General features: G+C 68.7%; 2 protein-coding genes. Both read right to left on the bottom strand.

Annotated elements, in window-relative coordinates:
- Positions 1–219: 219 nt before the first annotated feature.
- Positions 220–762, bottom strand: coding sequence for a hypothetical protein (locus AX744_RS12435; RefSeq protein ID WP_061017194.1), 543 nt, complete (start codon positions 760–762; stop codon positions 220–222).
- A 264-nt stretch (positions 763–1,026) separates the two neighbouring features.
- A partial coding sequence (locus tag AX744_RS20740; RefSeq protein ID WP_082738518.1) for a hypothetical protein occupies positions 1,027–1,530 on the bottom strand: 504 nt, incomplete at its 5' end.

The raw sequence follows: 1,530 nt of genomic DNA, 5'->3' as shown, positions 1-1,530 counted from the left end.
TCGACCAGGCGGCGCGGGCCTCGAGGGCGGTGGCGGTGGTGAGTGCGGTGTTCATGTCGTCCCTCCGAGCATGTTGTGTATCTGACATACATAACACTAGCATAGTCGGGGGACATTGCAAGGGCGAGCCTTCGGTCGGCGAGCGCGCGCGGCTCTCTGTTCTTCGAGCCGCGAACCGGTAGCGGCAGAATCGCCGCCGCTACCGGTCGCGAACGCCGCTCAGGCGGCCCGGTAGGTGATCAGGATCGGATCGGCGCCCGGTGCTGCGACGAACGCTGTTCCTCGCCTCGGGGCGGGCACGCCCTCGCTTGGCGCTTCGATGCCGTAGACCTCGGCGAACAGCCGCCGGGTTGGACGGCCGACGATCACGCGGACATCTGCGCGCTCGGTGAGAGGGGTTGGCATCGACACCAGGATGACGATTCGCGCGGCGGTGAGGTCCGCGGTGATCGCGTCGGCGAGCTCTTCGGATGCCCAGCTGCTCCCGTAGTCGTAGACGACTGCCGTTGTGGAGTCGGGGCGGTCGGCGTCTGCGGCGAGCGCGTGGTGCTCGATCGGTTGATACTCGATATTGAGTCCGGCTCGGTCTGTGTCTTGGGGCTGCATGGACACCACTCCCACCCGGTGCCCGCGCTGCACGAGGCTGGCGGCGATGGTGCGGGCGAGGGTGGTGCGGCCGCTGCCTGCCAGGCCGCTGATTGTGACGAGTTGGCCGGGCTGGATGTTGTCGAGGAGCATGCTCGACGGGTCGAGAACGGTCATGGGGACCACCTTCCGCGCCCTACTTCGCTTCGGGCGCATGTCTGGCCACCTACTGCGTTTCAGTGGCCTGGATTGGAGTGTAGATGAGGGGCATCGTGCCCGGTAGGGCGCTCGCTGGGGTGTCGCGGCGAGCGCCCGCTGCCTCAGTAGGTCTCGGTGAGGGCAAGAGTGTCGATGATCAGCGTGCCGTCGTGGGTGGGTGCTGTGACGGTCGAGACCAGCACGTGGCCCTGGCGGGGCGCTGTGGCCCCGCCAGGGGCGGGTTTAGACCCGCTCGGTGCTGATGATCGAGACGTCGAAGCTCTCGTGCCCGTTGTCGCGGTACGCGGCGAGCACGTCGTCGAAGTCGATGCCCTCGCGGGCGTTGTCGTCAGCGTCCTCCTCGGTGGTCGCGCTGGTGGAGTAGGTGACCCGGACGGTCACGGTGACCTCGGCTTCCACCTCCCAGTCGCGGTATCGAGGGGTGCCGTTCATCGCCTCGGCGAGCCGGTCGTACTCCTGGCAGAAGTCGGCGTGATCGGCGATCCGACCCGCCTTGTCCCAGAAGTCGATCAGGCGGGGGTCGGACCCGTCCGTGATCTGCTCGGTGCGGAGCCGTTCGATCTCGCGCTCGCGCGCGGCGACCTGCTCGCGGGCCTCGGCCAGCTCGGCGTGAGCGCGCGCCAGCTCGCCCGCGAACGCGCTGCGGCGGTCGGTGACGGACGGGGTGCCGGGGAAGGTCAGGGGGCCTTCCGCGATCCCGTTCGCCGGGGCGGTGGTGGTGATGTC

It is taken from the genome of Microbacterium sp. CCH5-D1 (assembly GCF_001557335.1).
GTDB lineage: Bacteria > Actinomycetota > Actinomycetes > Actinomycetales > Microbacteriaceae > Microbacterium > Microbacterium oxydans.
The sequence above is the reverse complement of the archived record's forward strand: the minus strand, read 5'-3'. Positions and strand labels throughout refer to the sequence as shown.